The organism is Streptomyces sp. CA-106110 (assembly GCF_050936285.1).
GTDB lineage: Bacteria > Actinomycetota > Actinomycetes > Streptomycetales > Streptomycetaceae > Streptomyces.
On the sequence record NZ_JBNJNB010000002.1, the window covers coordinates 126026 to 149468 of the forward strand.

Sequence of the window (23443 nt, forward strand, 5' to 3'; positions counted from 1 at the left end):
GCAGCATTCACCCTGCATTGAAGGCTCCCCTCCCTGAAGGGAGGGGATTCTCCACCCTCCAGGGTTGAGCGGGGATGTACGGCTCAGGCTGCCACCGGAGCCGGCGGCTCAGGTGGTCTTACGCCCTCGGCACCGTCCGGGTTCCAACCTGCCCGGACCAGCATCACGCGGGCGGAGTTCTTGTCCCTGGGGGACACGGCTCCGCACACGGTGCAGGCATAGGTTCTCATCGAGAGAGGGAGTGCGTGCTTGGTTCTCGCTCCGCACTGCGCGCAGTCCATCGTGGTGTGCGCCGGGTGCACGAGACGGACGTCCCGTGCGTGCTTGCGGCCCATCTCGATCAGGGCGCGCTTCGTCGCCGCGATGGCCGCGTCGGCCGCCTTGCGGGCCATGGTGGTTTTCGCGAGGAACTTCGGGCGGAAGTCCTCCACCGCCACTCCGTCATGATCGCGCATGACGGCCTTGGCCCACTTGCGGCCGGTGTCCTCCCGCTGCCGCGCGATCTTCTTGTGCAGCTTCGCGGCCTGTGCCTGCGCCTTCCGGTAGCCCTTGGATGCGGGCCGGCCCTTCGGACGCCGGCGCCGGGCCATCATCCGCTGGTACTTCGCGAGCCGCTGAGCGGACCGCTTGCCGTGTTCGGCATGCGGGAGATCGTAGGCGTCATCCGTGGTGGTAGCGGTCTCCTTCACACCCCAGTCCACCCCGAGCACCCGCCCCGTGAGGGCAAGCGGTTCGGTCCGCGCGGGGGCGACGAAGGACACATACCAGTGCCCGAGCGTGTCCTGGTACACGCGCACACTCGACGGCTCGGCCGGAAGAGCCCGCGACCACACCACGCTCAGCACGATCTGGCCCGCAAGGTGCAGACGACCGTCCTTGAGGCGGAACCCCCGCTTCGTGTAGTTGAGGCTCGGCCTGGCCTCCCGCTTCTTCTTCCAGCGGGGCATCCCGGCCCGGCGGTGCTGCGGAAGCCGGTCCTTGATGTCCTTCAACGCCTTCGCCCGTGACCTGGCGAAGTCCCGGATCACCTGCTGCTGAGGCACCGAGGCACCCTCGGCCAGCCACGGCGTCAACCCGCGGGCCTCGGTCAGCATCTTGTCCAACTGCGCCGGACCACACGTCAGCTTCTCTCCGGACTCCTTGCTCTGCTGGTGGACCTGCTTCGACTTGGCCACGCATTCATTCCAGAGCCACCGGCAGCGGTCCCACTCCGCTTCAAGTGCGCGCCGCGCGGTAGCCGACAGGCGTACACGGAAGGAGTACCGGGCATGCCCGGTGTCCTTCGTGGTCGCTTCTGTCGTCATGCATCCGAACCTACCCGGGAGGACTGACAGTTGAGAGTTCATGACCGTTGTGGGCGGCATCACGGCCGTGCGGGGTGGACGCCGGATCGCCCTGACGGCGATCCGGCTGTCCCTGCCCTGCTCCGCAGGAGTCCGATTCCTCCCCGGCCTGAAGGCCGGGGCATCCTCGGAGAAAGCCGGTGAACGCACTGAGTCACCACGGCAGACCGCGCGGCACGGTGCAGTGTGTATGATGGATATCATCCAGATTGTATTGGAATAGTCGCCGCAGACCGGGCGGGCACGACATGGAGGCACTCCCAGGCAGCCGAGGCCGTGTCGCGTGAGCGGGTCCTGCGGGGCGCCGCCCGCCTCGTCCGCGGGGAGGTCCTCACCCGCCCGGGAGTCGCGGACCTGATGAAAGAGGCCGGTCCGACCCACGGCGGCTTCTACAAGCACTTCACCTCCCGCGAAGGCCTGATCACCAGGCCGCGGACCGGTTTACATCCGGCACAGGGTGAGGAATCCGATCGGCTTCCGGGACGGAACCGGACATGGACGACAGGGTCCTGGCAACACCGGAATGAGCAGCAAAGGAGCAGAACATGTCGTACACGCACGTCACCGCACCCACCCAGTACGTAGAGGCGGGAGGTGCCCGGCACGCATACCGCCGCTTCGGCAAGCCGGGTGGCACCCCACTGGTGTTCCTGGTGCACTTCCGCGGCGGGATGGACAACTGGGACCCGGCCATCACCGACGGGTTGGCCGCCACCCGGGAAGTAATCCTCTTCGACTACGCCGGGGTTGCCGGATCCAGCGGCAAGGTGCCGGAAACGTTCGAGGCCTTCGGTGACGACAGCGCGGCGGTCATCCGGGCGCTGGGCATTACGCAGGCCGACGTACTCGGCTTCTCCATCGGCGGTTACATCGCCCAGACCCTGACACTGCGCCACCCCGACCTCGTGCGCCGGCTCGTACTGGTCGGCACAGGACCGCGGGCAGGAGAATTCGAAGGCCAGGACCCAAAGATCTATGAGGTGGCCGGGCGGGATCCGGAGATCAGCGACGATGGGTACCTGTTCCTGTTCTTCGAGCCGACCGAAACCAGCCAGCAGGCCGGCAAGAACTTCCTGGCGCGGCGCCGCCAGCGCACCGTCGACGTCGTCCCGCGGAGCTCGATGCAGGTCGCCAAGGCCCAAGTCGGGGCCATGGGCAAATGGCGCGAGCAGGTCGGTGAGCGGTGGAGCGAGTTGAAGACCATCCAGCAGCCCACCCTGGTCGTCAATGGCAGCCACGACGTCATGGTGCCGACGATCAACTCCTACATTCTGCAGCAGCACATCCCGGGTGCACAGCTGATCATCTACCCCGACTCCGGGCACGGCTCGCTGTTCCAGTACCCCGAACTGTTCGTGAGCCACGTGTCCCGGTTCCTGGACAGCGAACGCGCCTTCGGCTGACCGGCGCGGCCGCGAGCCGCAGCCGAACGCCAAGGCTCACCAGTTGGATTAGCGAACCGTAGTGAACCTGTGGCAGAGTGCTACGCGCACGCCCGGCGCCCAGGCGACGTCAGGCACCCTCCTCGGTCGGGTCTTGCGGCCCGGTCGACCAGCGTCCGCAGGGACGTGCCACGCGGACTGGCGGCTCCTGTCGTTCAGTACCAGGGCACGAAGGCGATTGGCTCCCAAGGCTGAGCAACACTCAGGCTCGCTAAGCCAATCAGAGACGCTCCGGTCTTTCAGGCGACCGCACACGATCGCACCGATGGAGTGAGCTGCGGCCTCGTCGGGCCACGTGGCCGGACGGCGACAAGGTCCGCACAGGATTAGATCGATGTGCACGAAAGACCCCCGAGCAGCCACCCCGAGCGGGGGTCTTGTGCCGCTCGAAAAGTCGTCGCCGCAGGTCACGCGGCGTATCTGTACTCGTTGATGAGGCCACCGAGGATCCGGGTGCGCAGCAGCTTGTGGGCGCCGCTGTCTATCGCGGTGGGCTGTTTCTGGGCATCGGATGGTAGCTGGTTGCGCGCCTGGTGGGGCCGATGCTCGTTGTGGTGCCTCTGTTAGGCCGCAAGCACCTGCCGGGCATGCGCCTCTCCCATGACGAGGATGTGGTCGAGTACCTCGCGGCGGAGGCTGCCGATGGCGCGCTCGCAGTGGGCGTTCATCCGAGGCGCCCGCGGTGCACTCTTGATCACGTCCAGTTCCTCTGCCTCGAAGACCGCGTCGAACGCCTCGCCGTACTTGCCGTCTCGATCGCGCAGCAGAAACCTCAGGGACTCCATGCGTATCCCGAGGTCGGCGGCGAGATTCCTCGCCTGCTGCACCGTCCACTCCCGCGTCGGATGGGCGGTGACGCCGGTGATGCGCAGGCACCGGGTGCCGTGCTCGAGGAAGGCCAGCGCATAGAGCCGCCTGCCGAGCGCGGTGTCGATGTGGAAGAAGTCCGCCGCGATGATGCCTTCGGCCTGGGCGGTGAGCTGCGGATCAAGTGGGTCACACACGTCTGGACCAGGGCCTTCTCCCAGACGGTGTTGATCGCCTCGGGCAGGCCGGTCAGTCCGTCGCAGCACACGATCAGGGCGTCCTTCAGGCCGCGGTTCTTCAGCTGGGTGAGCACGTTCAGCCAGAACTTCGAGCCCTCGGCATCCTGCAGCCAGATGCCCAGCACGTTCTTGATGCCGTCCACGTCGACGCCGATGACCAGGTGCGCGGACTTGTTGGTGACCATGCCGCCGTCGCGGACTTTCACGGTCAGCGCGTCGATGTACAGAATGGGGTAGACCTCGTCAACGGGTCGGTTCTGCCAGGCAGTTATCTCATCGGCCACCACATCGGTGATCTTCGACACCAGGGCCGGGGACACCTCCGAGCCGTAAACCTCCTTCAGGTGCGCGGTGATATCGCGGGTGGTCATGCCCCGCGCGTACAGCGACAGGATCATGTCGTCGACCTGGGCCAGGCGCCGCTTGCCCTTGGGCACGATCATCGGCTCGAACTCGGACCTGCGATCGCGTGGCACGTCCATGGTGACCGGCCCGGCCACCGTGGTCACCGTCTTGGAGTAGCTGCCGTTGCGGGAGTTGCCCGAGCCCCGTCCGGCGGGAACGCCGGCCTCGTAGCCGAGGTGGTCGGCCATCTCCACCTGCAGGGCTCGCTCCAGCACCGCCTTCATCATCTGCTGCAGCAGCCCGCCCGCGCCGTCGATGCCGACCCCGGCCGCTTCCGCATCGGCCAGCAGCCGGTCGATCGCCGCCGGCGACAAGGCTCCCGCAAGCCTGCGCGCCGCCTCCTCACGTTCTCGACAGGTTCGACATGCGGGCTGGTCTCGTTCATCAGGTCACTCACTGTGTGTCACATTCCTGGTGTCAGCCGGGTCCCGACCAGCACCCAGCAAGATCACCTCTTACACAGAGGAGTAAACAGCCTCTGGTCTTCGGCCCAGTCATCGCCGATCAGCAGCAACTCGTCCTCCAGGTCAGGTACTTCGCTTCCCTTGCAGCCTGCGGAAGGCGCGGCGCGCGGCCTAATGGATTCAGTGCTCACGCCCCATCGGGCGGGCACGCCACCCCATGAGCGGTCTGGCCTCCCGGCCGACCAGCAGGGGCACGGTCTCAACCCAGAACTCCAAGGGTTCCGGCGGCAGTAGTGCTCACCTGCTGGCGGCTACGGCACCAAGTCTCTCCGACCCGCAAGTCCCATTAGGCGGCGTGAGCGCGACAACCAGCTCAGCGTGCGCTCGACCACCCACCGGCGGGCCAACACGGTGAAGCCGCGCTGCCCGTCGGGGCGCCGGACCACCTCGACGTGCACGCCGTGGCGGGCGAACGCCTCGGCCAGCGCCGGGCCTTGGTAGGCGCTGTCCACCCACACCAGCTTCAGCAGCCGGCCCGGCGCGGCCATGAACGTGTCCATCAGGTCCGGGGCGGCCTTGGAGTCGTGCACGTCAGCCGGGGTGACGCTCACTTCCAGCAGCAGGCCCAGGCTGTCAGTGAGCACGTGGCGCTTGCGCCCGTCGCGCAGCTTGCCGCCATCGAAACCGCGTGTGGCCTCGCCCACGGTCTCCGAGGCGTCCACCGACTGCGAATCGATGATCCCAGCACTGGGCTCGGCCTTCCGCTCACGCCTCAGCCGGGCACCGCGGCGCAGGCGTTCGTACAGTTCCCGGACGTAGCCGTAGGCGCGCCAGCGGCGGAAGAAGTCGTAGACCGCCCGCCACCAGGGATAATCCGCGGGCAACGCGGCCCACTTGACGCCGTTGTCGACTAGGTAGCGCACCGCATCAACCAATTCGCGATGACAGTGGGCTTCCGGACGGCCGCCCCGGCCCTCCAGCCATGCCGGCACCGGCATCGCTGCCCTCACCTCGGCCCACTCCGCGGCCGTCATATCGCTGGGATACCGGCGCTCGCGGCGGCCAGGTGCAATCGCCCCGTACTGATGGACGTAGCAGTCACACTCCGGAGTGAGTGGGGTGGACCTGGTGAGCTCGACGATGGTGGACTGGCGCAGCAACGGGCCTCCCGGCGAGATCGGTCTTCATCACCCGCGTCTCTACCGAGAGGCCCGTTCTTTCATGCCTGTCCCGCAGGCGGCACCTGCGTCCGAACCATCACCCCCGACGGCCAACTCGAACGCCGCTCGGTTGGCCACAACGCACTTAACCTCGATCCACCGGGCAATAGCCGGTCCAGGGCTTGGACATGAAGACGCGGATGCCCTCTGAGCTGGGACGATGGGACTTCCTAGGGTTCCATGTCCACAGAATCGGAGTGCATCCGCGAGATGCAATCTTCCCATGCCACTTCGGCGGTGTCCGCCGCGTTCGATGAGGCGAATCTGGTCGCGTATGCCGGGCTGGTCCCGGTGATGCGGTTGGCTGAGCGGTGCGGGCTTGCCCGTCTGACGGCGGACAAGGTGAAGCTGAGGGGGGCGAAGAACGGGGCGGGTGCCGCGGCGGACGCCAAGGTCACCAGCATCGTGGCCGGCATGGCCGCGGGCGCGGACAGCATCGACGACCTGGACGTGCTGCGGCACGGTGCGATGCCCCTGCTGTTCGCAGGTATCCGTGCCCCGTCCACTCTGGGCACGTTCCTGCGCTCGTTCACCCACGGTCATGCCCTCCAACTCCACGCGGTGCACCGTCAGTTCCTGGCCGCGCTGGCCGCGAACACCCCGCTGCTGCCCAGCGCGGGCGAGAAGGCGTTCATCGATGTCGACTCCACTCACAAACGCGTCTACGGCCGCACCAAGCAGGGTGGCGAGTACGGCCGGTTCAAGGGCATCCGCACCCTGCACCCCCTGCTCGCCACGATCTGCACCCCCACCTCCCGGCCGGTGATCGCCACCGTGCGGATGCGCCGCGGCAAAGCGGCCGACTCCCGCGGCGCCCCGAAACTCGTCAGCGAGGCACTGGCCACCGCCCGTGAGGCCGGCTGCACAGGCCTGCGCATCCTGCGCGCCGACTCGCAGTTCTACAACGCCGGCGTCATCGCCGCCTGCCGCCGGGCCGGCGCCCGCTTCTCCCTCACCTGCGGCATGAACCCCTCCATCAAACGGGCCATCGCCGCCATCGACGACACCGCCTGGCAGCAGATCACCTACCCCACCGCCGTGCCCGACCCGGAGAGCGGCGAGCTCATCTCGGACGCCGAAGTCGCCGAGATACCCGCCTACACCGCGTTCGCCGGCCGGAAGAAAGCAGATCGGGTCACCGCCCGCCTCATCGTGCGCCGGGTCCGTGACCTGGCCAAACCCAACACCATCGGCGAGCAGGGCGAACTCTTCCCCGCCTGGCGCTACCACCCGTTCTTCACCGACAACCCCGCCCCCACCCTCCAGGCCGAGCGGGAACACCGCCACCACGCCGTCGTCGAGCAGGTCATCGCCGACAGCAAGAACTCCGCACTGGCCCACCTACCGTCCGGGCACTTCCACGCCAACGCCGCCTGGCTCACCCTGTGGGCCATGGCCTACAACCTCCTGCGGGCCACCGGCGCCCTGACCTCCGCCTTCCACGCCAAAGCCACCACCGCCACCCTGCGCGCCCACCTCGTCCACGTCCCCGCCAGGATCGCCCGCTCCGCCCGCCGCCTCACCCTGCACCTACCGCAGCGATGGCCCTGGCAGCACGCCTGGACACGACTGTTCGACACCGTCCACCCGCCACCCGAGGCGGCCCGACGTCACTGACCATCCCGCCCCGCCAGGGGCCCGACCGGAGCAGAACCGTGGAAACGCTGGGCAGACCAGCAAATACCCCCTGCCCACGTCCAGTCACAGCCCCAACGCCCGACCCTCGAAACCTCAAAAGACCCCTTCAAAGCCGACCGGTGGATCGAGGCTTAAGCATCGGCTCGCCCGGACGCAGAACCTCCTTATTACGGGAGGGCCGCAGCAGCGTGATGCCCTGTGCGGACAGTGACCGCTCGAACGGCTTGGACGCGAAGCCCTTATCAGTGATCAGCAGCAGGCCGGGCCGCTCGCGGACCAGACGGGCGTCAACCTCGAGCATCGCGGCCAGCACCTCCCGCTCCCCGAGCTTTGGATCGGCCAGGGCCCACAGGACCGGCATCCCGGCCGGGGTGCACACCAGGTACAGCCGCAGCCCCCAGAAGTACCGCGAATGCGACGCGCAGTAGCCGTAGTTCGCCCATCCTGTCAGCTCCGACCGCTTGACGGTGGGACGGGACATCCTGCACGGCACCGGGAGGCCCGGTCTCGGGGTCGGTGAGCGCGGTGCGCAGGTCGGTGTCGGTGACGGTCGGGACGACGAGTTGGTAGTCGGCCAGGACGCCGTCGTCGATGGCATCGGCATGGGTGTAGGTGTGCAGGGGGGGGCCGAAGATTTTCGGCTGGTCCATGGTCGCCAGCAGGTTGGGGGCATCCCAGTCTGGTGCGGCGGTTGCGGTGCGCTTGGGCTGTGGGCTGAAGTGGGTGCCTCGGCTAGGCGCGGTGCTTCCCACACGTAGGGGGTGGCCGTCAGGTACAGGCGGCGGTGGGCAGGGATGCGTTCGTTGTCATGCAGGGCGGTCCAGTTCTTCTCCCAAGTCCCGGCGGTGGCGTGGGCCTCGTCCACGACGAGCAGGTCGAAGACCGAGGCGGGGAAAAGGGCCGAGTGTTGGGCTTCCTCGATCTTGGACAAGGAGTCGTAGGTGAAGAACGCCGTCGCCTTGCGGTGGCGGCCCAGCCAGTAGGCCAGGTACTCCCCCGCGTTGGTGGAAACGACCTGCGCTTCGGTTAGGAGCGGGTGAGACTCGGCACGCAGCGAGGAGACGGTGATCATCGGTTCACGGCGCTGGTCGGCGCGGGCGGCAGCCGCCCACTGGGCGATCAGGTCCAGGCTGGGCACCGCCACGGCCAGGTGCCGCACGCCGAGTTCCTCGGCGGCGCGCAGCGCGATGAGGGTCTTGCCGGTGCCGCAGGCGGAGACAGCGTGTCCGCGCGTGCGTGGGTGGCGCAGAGGGCGGACGACGGCGGCGACGCCCTTTTGCTGGTCGTCGCGCAGCGTGAGCCGTGGGGCGGAGGAGGCGGTGGAGCTGGTGGTCATCGTGCGCGGTCCTCAGCGTGCGGGGTCCTCAGCGTCTGGCGCAGCGACATACGTTCATCCTTGCCTACAGCGAGGGTTCGGCAGCGTGCGAATGGCTGCACTGTGCCGATTCGCATCCAACCTCCGGTCCATTGTGGTGAGAGGGGTGTCGACCGGGGCCATCTGGGTTGGTGCGGGGAGATGGGTCGGTGGTGGTTGAGATCTCTCGGCCCGGTTTCGCCGCAGCGAATGGCTGCCTCCATACGCTGGTTCCTGCTGCCAGTAGGTCACCGACTGGATCGCCGACGAGATCCGCTACCGGCTGTCTGTCGATCCCGCGGAGGAAGGCCGTGCTCGCCGAAAGTCCAGCTGTTGTCCGAACGTTCCGCTTGCCTGGACCCTCGTGCGATGGAGGAGGTCGGGCCCGTCACCACGGGGGAAGTGACGGGCCCGGTCGCGTCCATGGTGACGCATCTCCAGCCTGGGTGCACTGTCTGCACATGAGGAGGCTGGTTTCCGGGCGAGGGCCGAGCCGCGGAGTGAGCCGGGACGCGTGGGATTGCGGCTCAGCTCGCCGCTGCTACGCGTAGGGCTCGGCTGAGCAGGACGGGGTTTCCCAGGCGGCGGCGTAGTTCTCTCTCTAGTCCGGCGACCGGCACCAGGTTCTGTGGGGCTCGGGTGTCCTTGTATTCGCAGCTGGCGTACCGCGGCAGCACCAGCTGCGAGAGGTTTGCCAGTGCGACCGCCTCGGCCGTAGGGATGTCGGCGGCGCATTCCAGCCGCACTACGCCGGCCCACGGGGCGCCAGGCGTACACGGCAGTCGCAGGTACCAGGCGTGGCGGTCCCAGGAGGTGCCCATCAAGAACACCGGGGTGCGTTCGTTGGTGGCCAGGGTGCTGAGCATCGCGTGCAGGTCTGGGGGCAGGTAGGCGGTGCGGTGGGACTTGATGAACCCCAGGGCGCGCGGCAGGTGGGTGCGGCCGCGCAGCGGACCGTCCACGACCAGCAGGTCCGAGCCCTCGGCGACGCCGGGCCCCACCGCACTCTCGCAAGCGCCGCACCGCTACGTCCCCTGCCCGAACCGATCACCGATCCCGACCGGCTCACCCACCTCGAAGTCCACCGACGCGACCGCCTCGGCGGCATCCTGCACGAATACCAACATGCGTCGTGACCAGCACCGAGGTGGTTCTTGGCACCTACAACGGCAGCGCGGAGTTGGCCCCGGTATCCGTGCTGCTGGCCGGTGGGGGAATCGGATCCGACCGCCCTGAGCTGCGGTTGACTATCCGTCCGCGACATGGATGACGGCCTTGCCAGCCGGTGCTCCTTCTCGACGGTATCGCCGGGCTCGGGACGCGGTGCGGTCCGGTGGACCAGCGGTCGGGGGCCTCCGTGTCGGTGAGCGCATACTGCGCGCATCGTGTTCATGAGGCGGTCACTTCTGGATGCATGACGGTGCCGTGCCGAAGGCCACGCCGTTACGTCCAGCATCACGGGGGTGCCGGAGCCCGGCATCACTCATTCTTGCCGCCGTGCCCTGGACCGGGTAGGGGCGCAGCTGCGCACCAGCGCGCCGTATCCCTCGATGAGCGTCAGGCGGATGCGGTTGCTGGACTAATGTCCCCGCTCGATCGCCAGCCGGGTCAGCTCGACCCGTGAGTTGATGCCGAGCTTGGTGAAGATGTGTTTCATGTGCGTGTTGACGGTGTGCACGGAGACGTAGAGCCGGTCGGCGATGGCCCGGTTGGTGAGACCGTCCACGACGAGCGGGATCAGTTTCCGCTCGGATTCGGTCAGGTTCCCCCACTCCGGGGGGCCGGTCGTCTGGTGCCGTGGGGCGCCGGTACGCACGCCGAGCTGCCGAAGGCGCCGCCTGATCCGTTCATGATCGCGTCCGGCTCCTGCGGCCGACGCCAGCCGGCCGGCTTCTTCGAAGTACGGGATCGCCGGCGTCGTATCGGCCGATGCTGCCTTGAGCTCGCCGAGGTCCTCACAGGCCGCTGCCAGGGCCAATGGCCTGCCGGTGCTGCGGTAGCCGGTGACGGCGGACGCTAGTGCACGGGGGTCGCGGTGGAGCAGGCCGTCCACGTGGGCGCGGACGGCCCCGATGATCTTCTGGCTGTCGTCCTGTGCGGTCAGGGTGCGCAGTGCGCCGGACACGGCCTGCGCGGCGAGCTCCGCCGTCACCTGGCCGCCCGCCCCAGCCAGGCCCGCGCCAAGCCGGCAGATGTCGAGTCGCATGCCGAGGGTGTCCGGCTGGGCGGCTGGTCGTGCGCGAGCGCCCCGGCAAAGTCGGCCGTCAACCGTTCGAAGCTCGCACGATCTGCCGGACCGAAGACCGCCAGTGCGGTGGCCATGACCTCCTCGGCGCGTTCCGTTGCCGCGGTCAGCGCGTGGTGACCGTCGGCGGTCAGGTGGTTTTCCACGATGCGGCCGCGTCCCGTACTGCGTTCGACGAGCCCACGCTCCTGGAGCCGCCGCAACAGCCCGCTCAGCGTCTGCGGCGTGTGAAACGAGGCCCTGGCCAGCTCGGAGGCGGAGGCGCCAGGCTGCCTCGATACCTCCCGCAGCACCACCCACAGTCCCAGGTTGAGATCCAGCGGACGCAGGACCCCGTCGATTCGCTGCGACAGCAGGTGCTGCGCACGCTTAAGGGCCATACCGAAGTCGACCACAGGTGAGGTTCCCAGGTCATCGTCTGTGTTCGTGTTCACCTTGACACCATAGCAGGCACCTTCTACGGTGAAGGCACCTTCAATATCGAAGGTGGCTGAAATGAGGGATGCGGGTAAGAGCAGCCGCCAGGCGCCTCTTCCCCGACACGCCTGAGCGCATCGGCAAGTCCGAGGAGACCGCGCGAGCCTGACGACAGCGCGCCTCACACAACCGATAGCGGGGGGAGAGCCCGGCGAGGCCACCAATCCGCTGATGCGCGCGATGCAAGGAGGAAAGGTCATGAAGAAGAACCTCGTGTGGCATATCGCCGCTGCGGCTGCCTCTGCAGCGGTCGCCGGAGGAGCACTCTTCGCCGCGGGAGGCACCGCATCGGCGGCTGCCGTCCGGGCCGACGGGCACAGCCTCGCCCGGGCCGCTGTGACTGTTGAGGCCAAGGCCGACGCGTCCGATCACGGCAGGGGTGACCGGCGCGGTGAGTGGGACGGCTGCCGGAACGACGACCGGCAGTCCCCGTATTCCCCGGGCTACGGCAGTCGGCGCTGGAACGCCGACGACCGCATCGGCGACGACCGCTTCTACCCCTGGGTGTCCGACCAACTGGTGCTCTTCGGGCTCCGCGACGACCACGGCCACCAGCGCATCGCAGAGGGCTAGCACACACGAGACTCACGCCACGCCTTCTGGGACGAAGCTTGAACTCCGGCAACATCAGGTCGGACACGTCGTGGCGTAGCGCCGGTCAGCGGACCCGGCGCAACGTCGCCCCGCGCCACATGGCTTGGCATCTGGACATTCCGTTACGGACTCGCAGTCGCCACGGAGGTTGCGGGCGAAGGATGCCAGCGGCGCGAGGGAGACATGTCGGACTCCTCAGGGCGATTGCCGTTCCACCCGGTCATCATGACGGCGAACTCCCTTACGTGGATTGTGAGCCGGTCCAGGTCCGCGTCGCGATCACATGGTCTGCGCAGGCTGATCGCTTTGTCTTCATCTAGGTGGTCGGGATACTTCATGATCCAGGAGGCGACTTCTCGGACGGATGGCGGTTTGGGTCCCGAGTGAGGGGCATGTCCGCGGCCGTCTCGGTAACTCCACGAATATCCCGCTCGATGACAGCCCACCGGTCCGGTGCCCGGGACAGCCCCGGGCCGGTGGGCACGCACACCACCCTTACCAGCGGACCCAGCCCCTCTTGCCGAAACGAGTGCTGACCGGGCGCCTGACCACGTGTGTCTGCGGGCTCCGCGAGAAGCAACTCCACTGAGGCACCGGCTCGAAATCCGATCAATCACTGGAACAGAGCCTATTCGCCGTTGACCAGATGCAGTGAGCACAACTGAAAACGGGGGCTTGGAGAGGGAAGGAAGGGAAGGGCCTTGAGATCCGGGAGCAGAGTGATCAACGCGGAGCTGCCCGCATGCCTTGTCGTGTCGGAGGCATTGACGGTACCTGTGTGTATGCAACTTCAGTACCAGACCGCCGACCCATACGCCGTCCATGCCACCTTTCATCTCAGCGGTCGCAAGCCGGTCGAGTGGTCCCTCGCCCGCGAGGTGCTCATGGAGGGCCTGCACCAACCCGCCGGCATCGGCGACGTCCGCTTGTGGCCCACATGGAGCCACGGACAGTACATGGTGCACATCGTTCTCAGATCCACGAGGGGTCAAGCCGTGCTCGTAGCTCCGGCGCGGGCGATGGCGTCGTTCCTGCGACGGACCGAGAACGTGGTGCCGCCGGGCACCGAGCGCTGCCATTTCAACCTGGACGCCCAACTGGCGCACATCCTCACAGGCAACTGACACGGCAGCTGTAGATAGCTCCGCCTGTGCTCATCGCAGCTGGTCAGCGGCGTGATGGGGGTGGGTGCGGGCGTGAGGACGGCCGTCTCGATCATGACGTGGTGTGACGCAACATCAGAACGAGACGGCCGCTTCGGCCACAGCAGACGACGCGGGCCACCACAGGGCGTTCTGGGCCTTGTTGGCCTCGTTGTCCGACTGCTTCGCCCGCTCCGAGAGCAGGGAGACGTTCGCGCGGATGACCCGGGGCATGCTGATGGAGCTCGAGGACGCCAACTGCTTGAGCCTGGCCGAAGCGCTCGGTGAGCGGGGCCCGCACCGCCTGCACCATCTGCTGCCCCGTGCGGTGTGGGACGAACAAGCGGTGCTGGAGCGGACGGCGGTCTGAGCCGTGGACCTGCTCGACGACGGCGACGGGATCCTGATCGCGGACGAGACGGGGGATGCGATGTCCTCGACCGACGCGGTGGCCGCGGCCCGCCAGTACTCCGGCTCGGTCGGCGGCGTGGATCTGTGCCAGGTCGCCGTGCACCTCACCTTCGCCACGTCCGCCGGGCACTGCTTGATCGACCGGCGCCTGTACTTCACCAAGGAGTGGGCCGGCCACGAGGAGCGTCGTGAGCTGACCGGTGTTCCCGACGGACTGTGTTTTGCGACCAAGCCGCAACTCGCGGCCCACATGCTCCGCGCCGTCGGCCGGCAGGGCATATCCGCCTCGTTCTTCCTGGGTGATGAGGTCTACGACGGGCGGGAGCTGCGTACCGCCTGCCGCGAGCTGGGCCTGGGCTACGTCGTGGGAGTGCGCTCCAATCACCAGGTCACCACGCCGGCCGCGAAGCTGAGCGTGACCGAGGTCGCCCCCGGCTGCCGAAGCGGGCCTGGCAGCGGATGCCAACCGGCGCGGGACAAAAAGGCGTACGCGACTACGACTGGGCGATGATCGAGGTCACCGCCGACGACACCCCCGACGGACACGACCGCGACGCGGGAACGTCCGTATTGCTGGTCCGCCGGCACCGCTATACCCGCACCGTGTCCTACTACCGCTGCTTCGCCCCCGGGCCGGTGACGCTGGCAAGACTGGTGTCACTGGTATGCCGCAGGTGGCGGGTGGAAGACGACTTCCAGGACGCCAAGGAGACCTGCCACCTCGACAAAGGCCAGGTCACCTGCTGGAACTCCTGGCACCGCTGGAGCGTGATCGCCCTGGTCGCCTACGCCTTCCTGGCCGTCACCGCCGCCCTCGAACCCGCCGCCCAGACCGCCCGGAACGACCCCGCCGAGGCCGACCTCGTCCCCCTCAGCAGCCACGAACTCCTCCGCCTGCTACGGGCCTTGATCCTTCCGCCAACCCGACGAGACCGCCCCCACCTGCTGAAGTGGTCCACCTGGCGCCGCCGCCACCAACACCGCGCCCACCTCTGCCACCGCCGCTGGCACGCGTACGCCGACACCACACCATGATCAGACAGCACGCCGGCAGCTATCTACAGCTGCCGTGACTGCCCCTTCAGTTGGAGATCAGCGGCCCCGCTGTAGTTCCTCGGTCATCGTGTGGGGGTAACTGCCTTGTATGAAGGCGGAGTTACTGGACATTATGCCGGAGATCACCGATCGGGAGCGGGCCGAGGAGTTCTCCGATCAGTTGGAGAACCTGCTGGTGGAGGTTGGCGGGATCTTCCCGCGGGCGGATCTGCGGATGCGGGCCGCGCGGTGCATCCGCGGCCTGCTCTCCCCGGTGTCACGCAAGAATGGCTGGCAGCTTGCCGAGTACGGCGGCGACGCCGAGCCGTGGGGGCAGCAGCATCTGCTGGACCGCTCGGTCTGGGACGTCGATGCGCTGCGGGACTTCACCCGACGCTACGTCATCGATGGCCTGGACGACGGCGGGAGGGGAGCTGGGCCCGGCGGAGCGGGGGTTTTGGTGGTCGACGAGACCGGCTTCGCCAAGAAGGGCCGGGCCTCGGTCGGGGTGGCCAGGCAGTACTCCGGCACGCTCGGCGGGGTCTTCCCGTGCCAGATCGGGGTGATGGCCGCCTGGGCCACCGGACGCGGGCAGGCACTGATCGACCGGGAGATCTACCAGCCCCGGGAATGGACCGAGGACCGGGCCCGCTGCCGCGCCGCACACGTCCCCGACACCGTCGGTTTCGCCACCAAGCCCCGCCTGGCCGAGCAGATGATCGCCCGTACGCTGCCCAACCTTCCCGAGGACCGGGTGTGGGTGGCCGCCGATGAGGTCTATGGACGCGACGGCGCCTTCCGCGTCTTCCTGGAGGAGCACCATCTGCCCTACGCGGTGAACGTGCAGGCCAACCACACGGTGCTGCCCCGTCCCGGCTGGCGGCACGCCGCGAGGCTGGTGGAGCGGCACGCCGCCGAGGACGACTGGGTCACCCTGCCGGCCGGCCCTCCCAGCTCGACTCCCGCGTCTGGCAGTGGTGGGTACGCCCTATCCCCGACCCTGAGGCGGAGACCGGCGACGGGGCGTGGGCGCGGTGGTTCATCGCCCGGCGACGGCCGCAGACCCCCACCGGGCGCGACTACTACCTGGCCTGGGGCCCGCCCGAGACCACCGTGGAAGAGCTGGTCTGTGTACCCGGGGCCCGCTGGCGAGTGGAGGAAGCGATCAAGCTCGCGAAGTCGGCCGCCGGGATGGCCGATTACGAGGTGCGTTCCTTCCACGGCTGGTACCGGCACATCACCCTGGCCCAGCTGGCCGCGGCCTTCCTGGCTGTCCAGGCCGCGGCCGCCACCCGCGACGAGGAGCCCGCCCCCGGCCCCGACCGCGTCGCGGAGATCCTGCACGCCAGCTTGGACACGCCTCCCGGCCACACAGGGGGACCTCGCCGATCCCACCAGCCCTACCGGCACCGCCGCTATCGCGTTCACGGCGTATGAAATCGCCCGACTGCTGTGGGTGATGGCACCCCAGCCCACCCCGGCCGAGCGGATCCGCCACGGCCTGCACTGGTCCTGGTGGCGACGCTGCCACCAGGCCGTCGCCCGCGCCTGTCACAGGCGGCGCAACCGTGCCCGCGAAGCCGAACACCCCACGGCACGGCCGCCACCCACCGGTCCTCAAACTACAGCGGGGCCACTGATCTCCAACTGAAGGGTCAGGGCGATGTAGTGCGCCTTCTTCTCCTCGACCAGGAAGCGGGCGTGGTCTTCCTGAGTGAGCAGGGCATCGAAGGTGACGAGCTTGTCGGCCAGGTCGAGGGGTTATCAGTCGATCCAGCACCCGTGGGACACCCAGCATCCGCTCCCCGCCGTTCGGCTTGGGGATGGTCACCCGACGGACAGGAGCGGGCTTGTATGTCCCCACGCCGAGCTCAGCCCATACTTTGGGCCAGTTCTGGGCGTGTGCCGCTCGAAAATACGATTCGATGCTGTGCGCTGCGGCGATGCCATTCGGTCAGGCAGCGTGGCGGTACGCATTGATCAGGCCGCCGAGGACGGGCCGTCGTCGGATCCGGTGGGCCTGGAGGTCGGCGGCGGTGGCCGGGGCGGGCGGTTCAGCGTGCCCTCAAGGACCACCAAGCCCCCAGTGCGGCCGTCACAGACCGTCCTGGGGGCCTCGTCTTGCCGGGGTTAGTGGAGAGCCTCAATGGCCTTCACCGGCTTTCTCCGAGGATGCCCCGGCCTTCAGGCCGGGGAGGAATCGGACTCCTGCGGAGCAGGGCAGGGACAGCCGGATCGCCGTCAGGGCGATCCGGCGTCCACCCCGCACGGCCGTGATGCCGCCCACAACGGTCAAGAACTCTCAACTGTCAGTCCTCCCAGGTAGGTTCGGATGCATGACGACAGAAGCGACCACGAAGGACACCGGGCATGCCCGGTACACCTTCCGTGTACGCCTGTCGAAGACAGCCCGGCGCGCACTCGAAGCCGAGTGGGATCGCTGCCGCTGGATCTGGAACGAATGCGTGGCCAAGTCCCGGCAGGCCCACGCGCAGAGCAGAGCGGGCGGCGAGAAGTTGACGTGTGGTCCGGCGCAGCTGGACAGGATGCTGACCGACGCCCGCGGGGTGATGCCGTGGCTGGCCGAGGGTGCCTCGGTGCCGCAGCAGCAGGTGATCCGGGACTTCGCCAGGTCGCGGGCGAAGGCGCTGAAGGACATCAAGGACGGGCTTGCGCAGCACCGCCGGGCGGGGATGCCCCGCCTCAAGCGCAAGCGGGAGGCCAGGCCGAGCCTGAACTACACCCGGCGCGGTTTCCGCCTCAAGGAGGGCCGCCTGCACCTTGCGGGCCAGATCGTGCTGAGCGTGGTGTGGTCGCGGGCTCTTCCGGCCGACCCGTCGAGCGTGCGCGTGTACCAGGACACGCTCGGACACTGGTACGCCTCCTTCGTCGCCCCGGCCCAGGTCGAGCCGCTTGTTCAGACCGGCCACGTCCTGGGCGTGGACTGGGGTGTGAAGGAGACCGCGACCACCACGGACGACGCCTACGACCTTCCGCATGCCGAACACGGCAAGCGGTCCGCTCAGCGGCTCGCGAAGTACCAGCGGATGATGGCCCGGCGCCGGCGACCGAAAGGACAGCGTGCATCCACCGGCTACCGGAAGGCGCAGGCACAGGCAGCGAAGCTGCACAGGAAGATCGCGCGGCAGCGGGAGGACACCGGCCGCAAGTGGGCCAAGTCCGTCATGCGCGATCATGACGGAGTGGCGGTGGAGGACTTCCGCCCGAAGTTCCTCGCGAAGACCACCATGGCCCGCAAGGCGGCCGACGCGGCCATCGCGGCGACGAAGCGTGCCCTGATCGAGATGGGCCGCAAGCACGCACGGGACGTCCGTCTCGTGCACCCGGCGCACACCACGATGGACTGCGCAACGTGCGGGGCGAGAACCAAGCACGCACTCCCTCTCTCGATGAGAACGTATGCCTGCACCGTGTGCGCAGCCGTGTCCCCCAGGGACAAGAACTCCGCCCGCGTGATGCTGGTCCGGGCAGGTTGGAACCCGGACGGTGCCGAGGGCGTAAGACCACCTGAGCCGCTGGCTCCGGTGGCAGCCTGAGCCGTACATCCCCGCTCAACCCTGGAGGGTGGAGAATCCCCTCCCTTCAGGGAGGGGAGCCTTCAAAATCAGGGCACGCGCTTTCGTCCCATACACGGCCATGCCGCACAGCTGCTCGAAGGCCTTCAAGTACAGCCGATCTCGTAGGGCTGCGTCACATTTACCTCGACGGAGACGAGTTCGACCGACACGAGCTGTCGTCGTACACGCTGAACGTCTCCTCCGGCCAATGCATCCGCTCGTGCGTTGCCATCGGGATGAAGTAACCGCAAACGGCGGATCTTTGGGCCCGGACGACTCATGCCCAAATCGACGAAGAAACTGCGACTCAGTCGCTAGGGCGTAGCCTGGGCCACTGTGAGAGGGGTCATAATTAAAGCGGATAAATTATGCCAGACTACTTCCGTGTATCGCCCATCGACCTGGCCGGAGCGCGCCCTGACGACGGTGGCTCGGCAGCGCATACGGGCTGCCGAGCCAAGCCGTAACAGGCAGGCCGGTCACGCCGTGCACGGTCTTAAGAGCCTGATCGCGGCGCTGCTCACCTGGGGCATCACCGCCCCCTGGTTCCCCGGGGGGCGGCCCTATCTGGCAGTCGCCACGGCGCTGCTCATGGTTAATGCCTCGACGGTTTACCGGTCCGTGACGAAGGCAGTGCAAAGCGTTACCGCACGACTGGCCGGGTTGAGCTTCGCTCTGGTGACCGCTTGGCTGTTCGGATCAACCGCGGGCAGCATCGCCGCCGTCATGGTGGTCGCGGCGGTGGCGGGAGCTCGTCGTCTGTCCGACGACCGACTCCAGATAGCCTCGACTGCGATTGTCACGCTCTCGGCTGCGGCTGCGGCACCCGTAGGCAACCTCGTATCCCCAGCGATTGAGACACTCACCGGCGCGGTCGTGGGCATCGTTGTGAATGCTCTGGTCCTGCCCCCGCTCTACCTGGACGAGTCCAGTGAGGCACTGCGCGGTCTGAGCCGGGCCATCGGGATCCTGCTGCGGGAGATGGCTGCAGGTTTGGCCCAGCGGCAGCACTCCGAGAAGGCGACCACCTGGTTGCACGAAGCACGCGAACTCGGGCAACGCATGATGGACGCCTGGGGGCAGTTGCAGCAGGCGGAGGAGAGCATGCGCTGGAACACGCGGTATATGGCGCTTGCACGCCGTGAGGACGTGCCATATGGCGAGGCGTTCCGGACTCTGTACAGGGTGTCAGTGCAGGTACGCGGAATTGCCCGCACCCTGGCTGACAACGCGCACGACGATCAATCCGACCACCACCTGGGTCAGCAGTTCCTTGACCATTACGCCGAGGCTTTGGAGCTGGCGGGACTGGCCATCCAAGCATTCATCGAACCGAGTCCATCCGCCCCTGCGGAGGGCGCGCCCTCCCGGGAGCGACTGCGCCGAGCGATCGACGGCGCGTCGGCCTGGCATGAGACGATGACCGATCTGATCGGTCGGGGCGCCCTCACCAAGCCGGGAGCATGGCATGTCTACGGCGCTCTCATGACAGACGTGGAGAGGCTGCTGGTCGATTTGGACCAACTTCACCGAACCAGACCGTAGTACGAAAACCGCACACACGAGCACGGTTCACCCAACCGTCACCGCAGCCGGCGGCCGGTGGAACGATGTCCGCATTGGCCCGGCTCCGCCGGGTGGCCGTTCGGGCGCTCCGCGTCCGGCAGAAAAGCAGATGCGGCGACGCTCCGCGTCGCGGCATCGGGAGGCGATTCCTCCCCGGCGTGAACGCTGGGGCATCCTCGCCAGAATCAGGTGAAGCGGTCGGGATCGGCGGCCTTCCAGTTCGCTGCCCAGGTCTCGGGCGGCTCGATCAGCAACTGGCCGGGGGTCAGCCACTCGTAGAGCTCCGCGTAGGACTGCACGGTGACCGGGTCCACGCGCCGGCGCAGCATGTGCGGGCGCAGTTCGGCGGGTTCGCTCACGCCGAGCGAGGCGATGATCTGCTGTGCGCTCTTGACGGTGGCGGACTGGAAGCGATGGACCCGGGCCGACTTGTCGTCGACGTTCAACGCGCGTGCGCGGCGCGGGTCTTGGGTGGCGACGCCGACGGGGCAGGTGTTGGTGTGACAGCTCTGCGCCTGGATACATCCGATGGCGAACATCATGGCGCGGGCCGAGTTGGTGAAGTCGGCGCCTTGCACCATGCGTTTGACGATGTCGGCTCCGGTGGCCACCTTGCCGCTTGCGCCGATCTTGATCCGGTCGCGCAGGCCGGTGCCGACCAGGGCGTTGTGGGCGGTGATGAGTCCCTCGGTGAGGGGGCTGCCGAGGTGGTCGGCGAACTCCAGCGGAGCGGCTCCGGTGCCGCCCTCGGCTCCGTCCACGATGATGAAGTCGGGCGCGGTGCCCTCTTCGATCATCGCTTTGCACACCGCGAGGAGCTCCCGTCGGGAGCCCACGCACAGTTTGAAGCCGACCGGCTTGCCGCCGGACAGCTCGCGCATCTCGGCGATGAACCGGATCAGTTCCCGGGGGGTGCTGAAGACCTGGTGGTAGGGGGGTGAGATGACGGTCCGGCCTTCGGGCACCTCGCGTACCCGGGCGATCTCGGCGGTGACCTTCTCCCCGGGCAGGACGCCTCCGATGCCGGGCTTGGCTCCCTGGGACAGCTTCAGCGACACGCACTTCACGTTGTCGTGAGCGGCTTTTGCGGCGAACCGCGCGCGGTCGAAGCCGCCGTCCGCGGTGCGGCAGCCGAAGTAGGCGGTGCCGATCTCCCACACCAGGTCACCGCCGTGGCGCAGGTGGTACTCCGAGATTCCGCCCTCGCCGGTGTCGTGGGCGAAGCCGCCGAGGGCGGCTCCCCGGTTCAGGGCGAGGATGGCGTTGGCGGACAGCGAACCGAAGCTCATCGCCGAGACGTTGAGCAAGGACATGTCGTAGGGCTTGGTGCAGTCCGGGCCGCCGATGCGGACCCGAGGCTCCTCCACGCCCACCGGGAGCGGCCTGATCGACGTTTCGAAGTATTCGTAGCCCTCGGCGTAGACGTTCCGTTCGGTGCCGAACGGAAGCTCCGCTTCGTCTCCCTTGGCGCGCTGGTACACGAGGCTGCGCACGTCCCGGTCGAAGGGACGGCCGTCGTAATTACGCTCGATGAAATACTGCTGCAGCTCCGGTCGGATCGACTCCAGCATGAAACGGATATGCCCCAGTACCGGATAGTTGCGCAGCACGGAATGGCGCCTTTGAAGCAGATCATGGGCGCCGACTCCGGCTATCGCCGCACACACCACGGCAACCGGCCACCACCAGGCTGAGACGGTCAACGCCGTTGCGCCAAAGGCGATTGCGAGGGCCCCGATGATTGCGATCCCTGTAATTCTGATCATGCGTGGAACGTATATCCTTCCCGGCATATCAGACAATGCCGCATTGATGCGACATTAGGCATATTTGACGGACGGAATCTCTGTCGGATCGGCGTGTGCGGATTTCCCGAAGGGCGGAACGGGCCGAGGTCCGGGCCATGCCGCCGGTCACGGGCCGGCCGCCAGAGGGCGGAAGGCTGGAGGGCTGCTGCCGCCGGCAGACGCCCGAGCCCCGGCCCAAGGCCGGGCAGTGACGGTCCCGGGCTCCCCCGGCGGCCCGTGAGCCCGAGCGCCGGACCGCCTCGCTGCCTGCCGCGCCCGGCGGCCTCACGCGGGGCCAGCTCCGGCCGGACCGCGGGCGTAACGGTCGGCCCACGCAGCGAGCATGCTCGCGACGTAGCGGGCGTCGGCACGCCCGGTGAGCAGATGGTCGGCACCGTCGATCGCGATGAAGGACTTGAGGTGCCGTGCCGCGTTGAGGATCTGCTGGGCATTCTCCACGCCCACTGTCTCGTCGGTCGGCGAGTGCAACACCAGCAGCGCGTGGCGCAGCCGGTGGATGCGCTCTGCCTGGGGCTGCGCGGCGATGTCGTCGAGGAACCCGGCGGATGCGGAACACGCGGCCCTGCAGGTTCACCTCGGCTTCCCCGTACCGCTCGATCTCCTGACGCCTGCCGCCGAAGGTGTGCACGACGTGTTCCGGGTCGGAAGGGGCGCCGATCGCGACCACCGCCGTGACCTCGGGTATCCGGTGCGCGGTAAATCGGGCGGCAGAGCATGGCGCCACCCGAGTTCGGTGAGTTTCTGTCCGACTATCGCCTAATTCGCCTTGCACGCAGGAGCGTTCCAGGGTTATCTGATCGCAAAAAGTGCGAAAGTCGAGCGGTCACGCAGCATATCGATACTCGTGGGCTGTTACGGACTCCACAGCACGAGGGCAACCTCAGAGCATGGACTCCCGCCTCGGCCGTCGTGATCGGCGCGGCGAGCCGTGGCAGTGAGGTGCCGCACGGGAAGACTCAGCCGGTCGGGCCCGGATCGTTGGGGTGCGGCTGCAGGGTGGTGATCACCGCGGTCGCCCAAGGCCACATGGGCAGACTTCCGAGGATTTTCTCTCGCAACTCCGCCTCGTCGTCTGCGCGCCACACGCCGATGATGCGAAACTCCCCGATCGGGCGCCACAGCCGGAACAGGTGACCTTCGGCGGCGAGCTCCTTGGCCCGCACAGCTTCGGCGGCGCGGCGCCGGTCGACTTCTGCTTGGTCGGTCCCCTCGGGCACGCTGGCGGTCAGCTCGACCAGGAACTCCTTCATGGTCTCTTCCTCTCGTGTTTCTTCGGGTCTTGTTTCTTCGGGGGAGGCAGGGCTTCGCGACCGTCTGCGATGGGCTTTTGCCCGCCCGCCGCCTGGAGGTCTACGACTGCACCTTCGACCGGTTCGGTGGCGAGCGGGTCGCAGTGACCGGCATGCCGGAGACCTACCGTGCCTGGGATGTGCCCCGGCCGGGCTGCCCATCCTGTGGGCCCTGGCCGATCCGGAGCTCGGCGAGCGGGAAATGCTGGCCGCGGTTTGGGAGGTCGACGCCGACATCGCAGGCGAAGGCCCCGGCTTCCTCCTGGTCACCGACGAGGGTTTCGAGCGGTCACTGTCCGCGCGGGGCACAGCGCTACTGCGAGCGTCCCGCGAGCGGGAGGTGATGTCGCCCGGCGGGCCGTTGCCGCTCGCCGCCGCGGTGTGGCGCAACTTCCAGACTGGCCAGGCGGTCAACCGCTCACTGACCGCCTACGGTCACTGAACCT

The 23443-nt window shown here is 67.9% G+C and carries 15 protein-coding genes and 7 pseudogenes; 9 read left to right on the top strand and 13 right to left on the bottom strand.

Annotated elements, in window-relative coordinates; all coding sequences use genetic code 11:
• Nucleotides 1–83 precede the first annotated feature (83 nt).
• Nucleotides 84–1304: an RNA-guided endonuclease InsQ/TnpB family protein gene (locus ACQEXA_RS58210; RefSeq protein WP_433134900.1), complete on the bottom strand. Its 1221-nt coding sequence runs from the start codon at nt 1302–1304 to the stop codon at nt 84–86.
• Between the two features lie 584 nt (nt 1305–1888).
• Between ACQEXA_RS58210 and ACQEXA_RS58215 the strand changes: the two genes are divergently transcribed.
• Nucleotides 1889–2746 (top strand): alpha/beta fold hydrolase, encoded by an 858-nt coding sequence (locus ACQEXA_RS58215; protein WP_432940622.1) that lies wholly within the window; start codon nt 1889–1891, stop codon nt 2744–2746.
• Between the two features lie 446 nt (nt 2747–3192).
• Here the strand turns inward: ACQEXA_RS58215 and ACQEXA_RS58220 are convergent.
• The 3 genes and pseudogenes from ACQEXA_RS58220 to ACQEXA_RS58230 form a co-directional block, all read right to left on the bottom strand.
• Nucleotides 3193–3765: pseudogene (locus ACQEXA_RS58220) on the bottom strand (integrase core domain-containing protein); the annotation flags it as partial.
• Nucleotides 3717–4550 (bottom strand): annotated as a pseudogene (locus ACQEXA_RS58225) (IS256 family transposase); the annotation flags it as partial. The pseudogenes ACQEXA_RS58225 and ACQEXA_RS58220, both read right to left, overlap by 49 nt.
• 401 nt (nt 4551–4951) lie before the next feature.
• On the bottom strand, nt 4952–5800 hold the full coding sequence (locus ACQEXA_RS58230) for an IS5 family transposase (RefSeq protein ID WP_433134901.1): 849 nt from the start codon (nt 5798–5800) through the stop codon (nt 4952–4954).
• A 270-nt stretch (nt 5801–6070) separates the two neighbouring features.
• Between ACQEXA_RS58230 and ACQEXA_RS58235 the strand changes: the two genes are divergently transcribed.
• Nucleotides 6071–7477: an IS1380 family transposase gene (locus ACQEXA_RS58235; protein WP_433134903.1), complete on the top strand. Its 1407-nt coding sequence runs from the start codon at nt 6071–6073 to the stop codon at nt 7475–7477.
• A 151-nt stretch (nt 7478–7628) separates the two neighbouring features.
• On the opposite strand, the pseudogene ACQEXA_RS58240 reads toward ACQEXA_RS58235, so the two are convergent.
• From ACQEXA_RS58240 to ACQEXA_RS58260, 5 genes and pseudogenes are all read right to left on the bottom strand, one after another.
• Nucleotides 7629–7994: pseudogene (locus tag ACQEXA_RS58240) on the bottom strand (IS982 family transposase); the annotation flags it as partial.
• Between the two features lie 321 nt (nt 7995–8315).
• Nucleotides 8316–8834 (bottom strand): annotated as a pseudogene (locus ACQEXA_RS58245) (DEAD/DEAH box helicase family protein); the annotation flags it as partial.
• A 545-nt stretch (nt 8835–9379) separates the two neighbouring features.
• Nucleotides 9380–9853, bottom strand: coding sequence for a hypothetical protein (locus ACQEXA_RS58250; RefSeq protein WP_433134905.1), 474 nt, complete (start codon nt 9851–9853; stop codon nt 9380–9382).
• 578 nt (nt 9854–10431) lie between these two features.
• Nucleotides 10432–11058 (bottom strand): response regulator transcription factor, encoded by a 627-nt coding sequence (locus tag ACQEXA_RS58255; RefSeq protein ID WP_432940630.1) that lies wholly within the window; start codon nt 11056–11058, stop codon nt 10432–10434.
• Nucleotides 11001–11531, bottom strand: a complete 531-nt coding sequence (locus ACQEXA_RS58260) for a MarR family winged helix-turn-helix transcriptional regulator (protein ID WP_432940633.1) — start codon at nt 11529–11531, stop codon at nt 11001–11003. The genes ACQEXA_RS58255 and ACQEXA_RS58260 overlap by 58 nt, the downstream gene beginning before the upstream one ends.
• Nucleotides 11532–11772: 241 nt before the next feature.
• Here ACQEXA_RS58260 and ACQEXA_RS58265 point away from each other — a divergent pair, with 241 nt between their 5' ends.
• The 5 genes and pseudogenes from ACQEXA_RS58265 to ACQEXA_RS58285 all read left to right on the top strand — a co-directional run bounded on the left by ACQEXA_RS58265 (nt 11773) and on the right by ACQEXA_RS58285 (nt 18313).
• Nucleotides 11773–12147: a hypothetical protein gene (locus ACQEXA_RS58265; protein WP_432940635.1), complete on the top strand. Its 375-nt coding sequence runs from the start codon at nt 11773–11775 to the stop codon at nt 12145–12147.
• Between the two features lie 740 nt (nt 12148–12887).
• A complete protein-coding gene (locus tag ACQEXA_RS58270) occupies nt 12888–13292 on the top strand; it encodes an SsgA family sporulation/cell division regulator (RefSeq protein ID WP_432942379.1) in 405 nt (134 codons plus the stop codon).
• Between the two features lie 103 nt (nt 13293–13395).
• Nucleotides 13396–14756 (top strand): annotated as a pseudogene (locus tag ACQEXA_RS58275) (IS701 family transposase).
• Between the two features lie 109 nt (nt 14757–14865).
• Nucleotides 14866–16407, top strand: coding sequence for an IS701 family transposase (locus tag ACQEXA_RS58280; protein WP_433134906.1), 1542 nt, complete (start codon nt 14866–14868; stop codon nt 16405–16407).
• 685 nt (nt 16408–17092) lie between these two features.
• A complete protein-coding gene (locus ACQEXA_RS58285; RefSeq protein ID WP_433134907.1) occupies nt 17093–18313 on the top strand; it encodes an RNA-guided endonuclease InsQ/TnpB family protein in 1221 nt (406 codons plus the stop codon).
• 15 nt (nt 18314–18328) lie between these two features.
• On the opposite strand, the pseudogene ACQEXA_RS58290 reads toward ACQEXA_RS58285, so the two are convergent.
• A pseudogene (locus tag ACQEXA_RS58290) lies at nt 18329–18572 on the bottom strand (hypothetical protein); the annotation flags it as partial.
• A gap of 248 nt (nt 18573–18820) precedes the next feature.
• Between ACQEXA_RS58290 and ACQEXA_RS58295 the strand changes: the two are divergent.
• A complete protein-coding gene (locus ACQEXA_RS58295; RefSeq protein WP_433134908.1) occupies nt 18821–19879 on the top strand; it encodes an FUSC family protein in 1059 nt (352 codons plus the stop codon).
• 206 nt (nt 19880–20085) lie between these two features.
• Here the strand turns inward: ACQEXA_RS58295 and ACQEXA_RS58300 are convergent, their stop codons facing one another.
• The 3 genes from ACQEXA_RS58300 to ACQEXA_RS58310 form a co-directional block, all read right to left on the bottom strand.
• On the bottom strand, nt 20086–21666 hold the full coding sequence (locus ACQEXA_RS58300) for an FMN-binding glutamate synthase family protein (protein WP_433134910.1): 1581 nt from the start codon (nt 21664–21666) through the stop codon (nt 20086–20088).
• Nucleotides 21667–21972: 306 nt separating this feature from the next.
• A complete protein-coding gene (locus tag ACQEXA_RS58305; RefSeq protein WP_433134911.1) occupies nt 21973–22179 on the bottom strand; it encodes a hypothetical protein in 207 nt (68 codons plus the stop codon).
• A 485-nt stretch (nt 22180–22664) separates the two neighbouring features.
• Nucleotides 22665–22958, bottom strand: a complete 294-nt coding sequence (locus tag ACQEXA_RS58310; protein ID WP_432940664.1) for a muconolactone Delta-isomerase family protein — start codon at nt 22956–22958, stop codon at nt 22665–22667.
• A 172-nt stretch (nt 22959–23130) separates the two neighbouring features.
• Here ACQEXA_RS58310 and ACQEXA_RS58315 point away from each other — a divergent pair.
• Nucleotides 23131–23439: pseudogene (locus tag ACQEXA_RS58315) on the top strand (IS982 family transposase); the annotation flags it as partial.
• Nucleotides 23440–23443: the final 4 nt, after the last annotated feature.